Here is an 8,938-nt window from a genome sequence, read left to right as displayed (position 1 = left end):
CCATTCCGCAGCTCTACGTAAAGGGCGAATTCATCGGCGGTGCCGACATCACCCGCGAAATGTTCCAGTCGGGCGAACTGCAGACACACCTGCAGCAGGCCGGCATCGAGGTTAAGCAGAGCGCCTAAGCGTTCGCTTTCCAAGAATTTTGAGGCCCTGCCCTAGCCCGGCGGGGCCTTTTGCTTTTCGCGGGGCCGCTCATAAGCTGTCTGCGCTCCGGACAGGCTCGCACATCACTGGAACTGATGGTCTCCATCTCAGAATATCGCTTTCCGTGATGACGACCCGGGCGTACTAAAAGGGCCTGTCGTCCGGATGATCCCTATGAATACCTCCGCTCTTCGCCCTGCCGTGCCGCTGCTTGTGTTGATCATTGCCGGCTGTGTTGTTGCCGCTATTGGTAACGGCGTGCGCACCAGCTTTGGTCTGTTCACGCTGCCAATGGCGGGTGATCTCGGCCTGTCGCGCGAAGGCTGGGGCATGGCCATGGCCATCCAGAACCTCGCCTGGGGCATCGCCCAACCCTTCGCCGGCGCTTATGCCGACCGCGTTGGCACGGGCCGGACGATTGCCGTGGGTGCCGCCATTTATGCGCTGGGCGTCTTCGCCATGGCGTTTTCGCCCTCTGCCGGCATGCTGGCACTGACGGCGGGCGTTATTACCGGCGTCGGCATTGCCATCTGTTCCTTCTCTGTCGTCATGGCGGCCTTTGGCCGTTCGGTGCCGGCCGAAAAGCGCTCGCTGATCTTCGGCGTCGCCACAGCGGCGTCCTCCTTCGGCCAGTTCGCCTTTGCCCCGATCAGCCAGGGCTTCATCAATGCGTTCGGCTGGCAGTCGGCCCTGATCTATCTCGGCATGGCGCTGCTGCTGATCATTCCGCTGAGCTATGCCCTCCGCGGCCGCACCGAAAATCCGGTCGGTCACGCCGATCTCCCCTTCATGGAAGCCCTTGCCAAGGCCTGGGGCCACGGCTCTTATCGGCTGCTCGTGATCGGCTTCTTCGTCTGTGGATTCCACCTGGCATTCATCAACGTGCACATGCCTGCCTATCTGGTGCTGTGTGGCATGTCGCCTGAAGTGGGCTCCTGGGCAATCGCCATCATCGGGCTCTTCAATATCGCAGGCTCTTTGCTCGCGGGCTATCTCGGCTCCCGCTTGCCCAAGCAGATGCTGCTAGCCTCGATCTATTTCCTGCGGGCAATTGCTATAGCGGCGTTCGTCCTGACCGATCCGAATCCGACGACGACCTACATCTTTGGCGCAGCCATGGGCCTCCTTTGGCTTTCAACGGTGCCACTCACGGCCGGTCTCGTCAGCCTGTTCTTCGGCGCCCGATATATGGGTATGCTCTATGGCGTCGCGTTCCTCAGCCACCAGATTGGCTCGTTCGTCGGCGTGTGGCTGGGTGGCTTCGCCTTCGACATGACTGGCTCATATGATCTTGTCTGGTATCTGGGCATTCTGCTGGGCCTGGCCTCGGCAGCGCTTCACATTCCGATCAACGAGCGCAGCGTGCCGAACTTCTCGCTGAAGCCAGCTTGAGGACAAAATTTCAATTATCGTCATTTGACGATAAAGACTTGCCAATGTGGCCGGACAGGTTCATGGTCCGGCCGTAATTCTGCCGCCCCTCCCCCTGGGCGCCCCCAATACTGAGCAATAATCATGTCCGACCATTTCAATCGGGTGCTTTCGCGCCCGGAATTCATTGCCCTTATGGCCGCGCTGATGGCGCTCAATGCCCTTGCCATCGACGTCATGCTGCCAGCCCTGCCCTATATGGGCGAGGCCCTCGGTGTCGCCAACGAGAACGAACGCCAATACGTCGTTTCCTCCTACATGTTGGGCATGGGCATCGCCGTGCTCGCCTTTGGCCCGCTGTCCGATCGCTTCGGCCGCCGCGGCCCGCTTCTGGTCGGCATGGGTATCTACATCGTGGCCGCAATTGCCGCGATCTTCGCGCCGACCTTCGGTGCGTTGCTGCTGCTGCGCTTCATCCAAGGCATGGGCGCCGCCAGTGTGCGCGTGATCACCATGTCCGTGGTGCGCGATCGGTATTCCGGCCGTGACATGGCTGAAGTCATGTCGCTGACCTTCATGGTCTTCATGGCCATCCCAATCATCGCGCCCGGCATTGGCCAGATCCTGCTTCTGACGGGCCCGTGGCAGACCATTTTCATCTTCATGGGCGCGCTTGCCGCCGCATTCTGGTTCTGGACCTACAAGCGCCTTCCCGAAACCCTGGCGATGGACAAGCGCCGTCCACTGACCCTCTCGGGCATTGCGACGAGCTTCAAGATCGTCTTCACCAACCGCCCGGCGATTTCCTATGGCCTCGCCGGCATGTTCCTCTTTGGCGCGCTGTTCGGTTTCATCAGTTCGAGCCAGCAGATCTACGTCGATATCTATGGTCTCGGCGTCTATTTCCCGGTCGCGTTCGCCGCCATGGCTGGCCTGATGGGCGTTTCCTCCTTCACCAATGCACGGATCGTGCGGCGCGTTGGGATGCGGAGGCTTTCCCACGGGGCCATGTTGTCCTTCACCCTGGTGAGCGGCATCTGGCTCGCCCTGGCACTTGCCGGCTTCATGCCCCTATGGCTGTTCTTCCCGCTGCTCGCGGTGATCATGTTCAGCTTCGGCTGGGCCTCGTCCAACATGAACTCGCTGTCCATGGAGCCACTCGGCGCCGTGGCCGGCACCGCATCCTCGGTGTTCGGGTTCATCCAGACAGTGGGTGGCGCGCTGATCGGCAGCTATACAGGCCAACACTTCGACGGCACGACGGTGCCCGCGGCGACGGGTTACTTCGCCATGGGTGTGCTGGCGCTGATCTGCATCCTCATTGCCGAAAACGGCAAACTGTTCGGCGTCGGCGAGCAATATGCCCATGCCAAGGGCGAACCAGTGATGGACGCTCACTAAATCAGAAGCCACCCGGTGCACCGGGTGGCTTTTTTCTAGCTTGCGGGATTTGGCGCCGGCAACTCAAGCTGGCTGCGGTCCGAATAGACGTGATCGACGAGGCCCCAGGCCTTTGCGTCTTCCGGGGCCATGTACCGATCCCGCTCTAGCGCCACTTCGACCTCTTCGTAAGTCCGGCCGCAATGCCTCGCATAGATGTTGTTGGTGAGCCGCTTGAGCCGCAGGCTCTCTTCGGCGTGGATCATGATGTCGGTGACCTTGCCCTGATAGCCGCCCGAAGGCTGGTGCAGCATGATCGAAGTATTGGGCAGGCTGGCGCGATGGCCGGCCTCTCCTGCCGCCAGGATCAGCGTCGCGGCCGAGGCGGCCATGCCCATGCAGAGCGTGCCGACGGGCGCCTTGATGAACTGCATCGTGTCATACATCGAGAGCGCTGCGGTCACGACGCCGCCGGGCGAGTTGATATAGAGGTAGATCGGCTTGGTCGGCGCCTCCGCCTCGAGGAAAAGCAACTGGGCGCAGACCAGCGAGGCCATATTGTCCTCGATCTCGCCATTCACGAAAATGATCCGCTCCCGCAAGAGGCGCGAGTAAATGTCGAAAGCCCGTTCGCCGCGGCTCGACTGTTCCACGACCATAGGGACGAGTTGCATCATGTCGCGCATAGGCGACCTCCGTTCAGTTGGAGTTTTTGGATAGTTTTAGCGGTGCGCGCGGGCCTCAGGCGGCCAGCATCATCACCGGTTCATTGCTGTTGGCCGGCACGGGCAATGCCATCGGCGCATGTGTCAGACGAAACCAGGTGCCGCCATCTTCGCGCGGCGAAATCTCGAAGGTGACGAGACTCTCTTCAGGCTCGGCAGCTACGCCATCGCCCGGCTCGCGCCAGCGATAGGTCAGGCTCCGGTTTTCGTCAGACGCCACCACGGAAATCTCCGCGTCGGCAGGCGGTTGTAGCCAGCGTTCGAGATATTCGGGGATGGAAAGCGCGCGCCAGACCTTTTCCGGTGGAGCATCGAGCGCGGTTTCGAACACCAGCGTGTCGGCGTCGTCCTTCATTGATCCATCTCCTTGAGCAGGTCCTTGAGGTTATCGATGCGGCTCGGCCAGAAATCGCGATAGCGGGCTAGCCAGCCATGCAGAGGCGCAAAGCCGGCGGGGTCGACGCGATAATGCGCGAAACGTCCCTCGCGCCGTTCACTGATCAATCCGGCCCCTTTGAGCACGGCGATATGCTGAGACATGGCCGGCTGCGAAATGGCAAAGCCCTCGCGCAGGTCGGTCGCCGTCAATTCATCGCCAGACAGCCGCTCGAGAATCGCGCGGCGAGTCGGATCGGCCAGGGCTTTGAAAATCTCTGCTTCGTTCATGCATACACATAAGCACACACTTATGAGTTGTGACAAGAGGGTTGCGGGACGTGACGCGAACGCTAGGCTGAGACTTCCTCTCTCCGGATTCTCTCATGACTGGTCGTACCTATCTCGCCATTCCCGGCCCCTCGGTCGTTCCTGAACGCGTGCTCAATGCCATGCACCGCGCCTCGCCCAATATCTACGAGGGCGAGGTGGTGGCCATGATGGACACGCTGATGGCCGACCTTCGGCGGGTGGCGATGACGCGCCACAACGCCGCAATCTACATCGCCAACGGCCACGGCGCATGGGAGGCGGCCAATGCCAATCTCTTTTCGCGCGGCGACAAGGCGCTACAGGTCGCGACGGGCACTTTCGGCTGGGGTTGGGCGAGTTCCGCCCAACGCATGGGCGTCGACGTCCAAGTGCTCGATTGCGGCAAGTCAGGCGCTGCTGACCCGGCGCTGGTCGCACAACGACTGCGCGACGACAAAGAGCACAAGATCAAAGTGCTGATGGTCACCCATGTCGACACCGCTTCATCGGCCAAGAACAACGTGCCCGCCATGCGCAAGGCTCTGGACGAGGCCGGCCACCCTGCCCTCCTCGCCGTCGACGCCGTCGCCAGCCTTGGCTGCGACGAGCTACGGATGGATGACTGGGGCATCGATCTGCTTGTCGGCGCCAGCCAGAAGGGCCTGATGATGCCGCCCGGGCTCGCCTTCCTGTGGTTCTCGGACAAGGCACGGCAGCTTTGTGCCAAGGGCGATCTCAAGACGCCCTATTGGGACTGGGAGCCGCGTACGGTCGGCGCCGAGTTCTGGCTCTATTTCGGCGGCACCGCTCCGACGCACCACCTCTTCGGCATGCGCGAAGCGCTGACGATGATTCTAGACGAAGAGGGACTGGAAAATGTCTGGGCGCGCCACGCCCGCCTCGCCCGCTCCGTGTGGACGGCCATAGACACCTGGAGCGACGGCAACACCGATATCGGGCTCAATATTGCGGCTCCGACCGCCCGCGGCCATTCGGTGACCGCGGCGCGCCTCGCCAATGGCGGGGCCAAGCGGCTGCGGACGTGGCTTGAGACGGAAGCCGGCGTGACGCTGGGGATCGGCCTTGGCATGGCCATGGCGCACGAACCCGCCTATGGCGATTTCTTCCGCATCGGCCATATGGGACATGTGAATGCCCATATGGTCCTCGGCGTGCTGGCAACGATGGAAGCGGGCCTGACGGCGCTCGACATTCCGCATGGTGCGGGAGCGGTCGAGGCCGCGGCCAGGGCCTTTGGGAAAGCCTAGACGGCGAAAACCTCACGCCGCAGCTCGTCCCAGTTCTCCTTGCTCGGCGCAACGAGCAGGCCGCCATCGATATGGCGAGCCTTGTATTCCGAGCCATCGAAGCGGGCAACATGGGCGCCTGCTTCGCGCATCATCAACGCGCCGCCGACGTGATCCCACGGCATGAGCTTGTTATACATGAGGAAATGCGCGTGGCCGCCGGCGGCCATACGGTATTCGTGGCCGGCACAGCGATAGTTGGCGAACATTTTCACCTTGGCGAGATTGCCAAGAACCTGACTGCGGACTTCGGTCGGCAGATAGGAAACCGAGGCAAGGCCGCCCATTTCGGCAAGCGCAGTCGGCTCGGCAAATTTCTGGCGCACGCGGCGGCCATCCGGAAAAACCTGCCAGGTGCCACAACCGCGCTCGGTCATCAGGAAATCGTCTCCCATCGGGTCATAGATGACGCCAGCGACGGTCTCACCGTTCTCAACTACCGCAGCCATGACCGCGAAGAGCGGCAAGCCGGAGGCGAAATTGTAGGTGCCGTCCACGGGGTCCACATAGATCACCGTGCGGTCTTCAAAGTTACCGTTGAGCAGATTGGGATTGGCAGAAACAGCTTCCTCGCCGATCACCACGGTATTGGGCGAATGCGCTGATATCGCCGCGGTAATCGCGCGCTCGGCGCTTTCGTCGGCTTCGGTCACAAGGTCGAAGGCATTGGCCTTGGAGCGCACCATGCCATCGTCGAGCCGGCGAAAGCGCGGCATGATTTCGTCCTTGGCGGCCTGACGGAGAATGGCGGCCAAGCGTTCGATATTCATGCGTCTCTATTCCTTCCGATTGAGGGTCAGACCCGCAAAATCGAAAAGCTTCGGGTCGAGCATATGGCTGGCGTTGATGTTGCCTAGCGCGCGGATCATGACGTCCTTGCGACCGGGCATGCGCTTTTCGATGTCGGTGAGCATGGCCTTCATCGCATTGCGCTCAAGACCATCCTGCGAGCCGCAGAGATCGCAGGGAATGATCGGGAACTGCATGGAATCGGAGAACTTCTGCAGGTCTTCCTCAGCGCAGTAGATCAGAGGCCGCAGCACGGCGAGATCGCCTTCGTCATTGATGAGCTTTGCCGGCATGGCCGCGAGCTTGCCGCCATGGAACATATTCATGAAGAAGGTTTCGAGGCTGTCGTCGCGATGGTGGCCGAGCACGAGGGCCGTACAGCCCTCTTCGCGGGCGATGCGATAGAGATTGCCGCGGCGCAGGCGCGAGCAGAGCGAGCAATAGGTAGCGCCGGCCGGCAGCTTGTCGGTCACGATCGAATAGGTGTCCTGATATTCGATGCGGTGCTCGATGCCGAGGCCAGTGAGAAACTCAGGCAGGATGTGCTTAGGGAAATTCGGTTGGCCCTGATCGAGATTGCAGGCGAGCAGTTCGACCGGCAGGAGGCCGCGCCACTTCAAATCCAGCAGCAGCGCCAGCATTCCGTAGCTGTCCTTGCCGCCCGAGAGGGCAATCAGCCACTTCTCGCCCGGCCTCACCATGGCGAACTTTTCCAGCGCCTCGCGCGTATTGCGGATGAGGCGCTTTCTCAGCTTGTTGAATTCAACCGAGCGCGGCGCATTTGCGTAGATCGGGTGTGCGCCGCCTTCGCTCTCATCAGCCGGCGTGGCGGGGGCTTCCATCACCGCGGTCATGGCGAAAACTTTCTCTGAGATCTTTACGTAGCTGATAGCGCCTCATGACGCAGAGGGGAAGCAAAAGCGAGCGGGGCAAACCTTACCAAACCTTAACTTCCCGTCCTTGTTTTACGCCCAATGCCACAGTTAGATGACACATCCTCCTGACACCCTGGAGTCTCCCGGTGTTCCGCTCCTTTTTCCCAGTTCCCAAGATATTCTTCTCGTCGGCGATCTTATGGATGCTGCTGACGACGCTGATTTTCCAGTTCGCCGGCGAACCCGTGCGTGGTGTCATCAGCATCGACCGCTTCCTCATGCCCACGATCTGTTCCCCAGATCAGGTGCCCGCGGCGGAAACACCGGTCGCCCCTGCGCCAGACGCCCTGCCCGTGCCGGAGGGCGGTCCGCAGGCCACCGATCCGAATGCGCCGGCGCCGGTGACCCAGCAAGCCGCCGTGCCCGAGGCGACTGCCACAGCAGTTGCAACGGCCAATTGCGTGGTAGAAGACACCAACTTCCTCAACGGCGCTCGCGTCTGGGAATACTGGTACATTCTGCTGTGCACCGCGGCCTTCTGCGCCTTCTGGTACTTTTACAAGCGGAACCAGTGGTATTGGTGGAGCGTGGTTGGCAGCTCGGTCCTGTTCCTTGCTACCTATAGCCAGGTGCAGCTCAGCGCCTTCGTGAACGACTGGCAGGGCAATTTCTTCAATGTGCTGCAACGGGCGCTGAACGAGCCGGGAGCGGTCAGTCCGGAGGAATACTGGCCCTATGTCGTGACGATGATGGCGGTGCTGCTGCCCAACATCATTTTCCTCGTCATCCTCGCCTTCTTCAACTCGCACTACGTGTTCCGTTGGCGCAAGGCGATGACGTCCTACTACATGGAATACTGGCCACGACTGCGCGAGACAGAAGGCGCGGCCCAGCGTGTGCAGGAAGACACGATGCGCTTCGCCTCGATCGTCGAAGATCTTGGCACCAGCTTCCTCGGCTCTCTGCTGACCCTCGTGGTTTTCCTGCCCATCCTCTGGCACCTGAGCCAGTCTGTGACCGAAGTTCCGTTGATCGGGGCGATCCCTGGCAGCCTTGTCTGGGTGGCTCTGGTCGTTGCCGCATTCGGTACGGCATTGCTCTGGGGCGTGGGTATCAAGCTGCCTGGCCTCAACTTCGAGAACCAGAAGGTTGAAGCAGCGCTGCGCAAGGAACTCGTCTATGGCGAAGACCATGGCGACCGTGCGGACCCGCCGGCCTTCCGGGAACTCTTCGCCAATGTGCAGAAGAACTATTTCCGGCTCTACTTCCACTACACCTACTTCAACCTGGCGCGTTACGCCTACCTGCAGGTGGCCGGCTATGTGCCGCTGCTGACCCTGTCGCCCTCGATTCTCGCCGGCACGATCACGCTGGGTGTCTACCAGCAGGTGCAGAATGCCTTCGGTGAAGTGGCTGGCTCGTTCCAGTTCTTCGCACGCGCCTGGACGACCATTATCGAGCTGCAGTCCATCCACATGCGACTGAAGCTGTTCGAGAGCTACATCCCGCAGGGCCAGGAGCCGATCAAGGAAGAGCTGAGCGGCGCGGCGACGATCTAGTCGTCGCACCCCGCTGCTCATGCACTCGTGACCACCGGGCTTGCCCGGTGGTCAGTGGCTCCTTGAGATGGATTGCCGGGACAAGCCCGGCAATG

General features: G+C 61.3%; 9 protein-coding genes and 1 pseudogene. 5 read left to right on the top strand and 5 right to left on the bottom strand.

Features of this window, described 5'->3' with window-relative positions; genetic code table 11:
- The 3 genes and pseudogenes from ABW043_RS10355 to ABW043_RS10345 form a co-directional block, all read left to right on the top strand.
- Positions 1 to 128: pseudogene (locus ABW043_RS10355) on the top strand (monothiol glutaredoxin, Grx4 family); the annotation flags it as partial.
- Between the two features lie 196 nt (positions 129 to 324).
- Positions 325 to 1,542 carry an MFS transporter gene (locus ABW043_RS10350; RefSeq protein ID WP_353921131.1) on the top strand — a complete coding sequence of 406 codons (1,218 nt, stop codon included), beginning with the start codon at positions 325 to 327 and terminating at the stop codon, positions 1,540 to 1,542.
- A 123-nt stretch (positions 1,543 to 1,665) separates the two neighbouring features.
- Entirely contained in the window at positions 1,666 to 2,922 is a 1,257-nt protein-coding gene (locus ABW043_RS10345) for a multidrug effflux MFS transporter (RefSeq protein WP_353921130.1), read from the top strand.
- A 35-nt stretch (positions 2,923 to 2,957) separates the two neighbouring features.
- Here ABW043_RS10345 and ABW043_RS10340 read toward each other — a convergent pair whose 3' ends face one another.
- From ABW043_RS10340 to ABW043_RS10330, 3 genes are read right to left on the bottom strand one after another with little or no spacing between them, the layout of a single operon-like run.
- The gene (locus ABW043_RS10340; protein ID WP_353921129.1) at positions 2,958 to 3,587 is read right to left on the bottom strand and encodes an ATP-dependent Clp protease proteolytic subunit; all 630 of its coding nucleotides are present in this window, start codon (positions 3,585 to 3,587) and stop codon (positions 2,958 to 2,960) included.
- 55 nt (positions 3,588 to 3,642) lie between these two features.
- A complete protein-coding gene (locus tag ABW043_RS10335; protein ID WP_353921128.1) occupies positions 3,643 to 3,981 on the bottom strand; it encodes an SRPBCC family protein in 339 nt (112 codons plus the stop codon).
- The gene (locus ABW043_RS10330) at positions 3,978 to 4,292 is read right to left on the bottom strand and encodes an ArsR/SmtB family transcription factor (protein WP_353921127.1); all 315 of its coding nucleotides are present in this window, start codon (positions 4,290 to 4,292) and stop codon (positions 3,978 to 3,980) included. Before ABW043_RS10330 ends, ABW043_RS10335 begins: the two co-directional genes overlap by 4 nt.
- A 95-nt stretch (positions 4,293 to 4,387) precedes the next feature.
- Here ABW043_RS10330 and ABW043_RS10325 point away from each other — a divergent pair, with 95 nt between their 5' ends.
- Positions 4,388 to 5,581 (top strand): pyridoxal-phosphate-dependent aminotransferase family protein, encoded by a 1,194-nt coding sequence (locus tag ABW043_RS10325; protein WP_353921126.1) that lies wholly within the window; start codon positions 4,388 to 4,390, stop codon positions 5,579 to 5,581.
- Here ABW043_RS10325 and ABW043_RS10320 read toward each other — a convergent pair.
- Both ABW043_RS10320 and ttcA read right to left on the bottom strand, forming a co-directional pair.
- Positions 5,578 to 6,390, bottom strand: a complete 813-nt coding sequence (locus tag ABW043_RS10320; protein WP_353921125.1) for an inositol monophosphatase family protein — start codon at positions 6,388 to 6,390, stop codon at positions 5,578 to 5,580. The genes ABW043_RS10325 and ABW043_RS10320 overlap by 4 nt on opposite strands.
- Positions 6,391 to 6,396: 6 nt before the next feature.
- On the bottom strand, positions 6,397 to 7,251 hold the full coding sequence (gene ttcA / locus ABW043_RS10315; RefSeq protein ID WP_502908636.1) for a tRNA 2-thiocytidine(32) synthetase TtcA: 855 nt from the start codon (positions 7,249 to 7,251) through the stop codon (positions 6,397 to 6,399).
- A gap of 236 nt (positions 7,252 to 7,487) precedes the next feature.
- Between ttcA and ABW043_RS10310 the strand changes: the two genes are divergently transcribed.
- Positions 7,488 to 8,843: an SbmA/BacA-like family transporter gene (locus tag ABW043_RS10310; RefSeq protein ID WP_353921123.1), complete on the top strand. Its 1,356-nt coding sequence runs from the start codon at positions 7,488 to 7,490 to the stop codon at positions 8,841 to 8,843.
- Positions 8,844 to 8,938 lie beyond the last annotated feature (95 nt).

Source organism: Devosia sp., assembly GCF_040509215.1.
GTDB lineage: Bacteria > Pseudomonadota > Alphaproteobacteria > Rhizobiales > Devosiaceae > Devosia.
The sequence above is the reverse complement of the archived record's forward strand: the minus strand, read 5'-3'. Positions and strand labels throughout refer to the sequence as shown.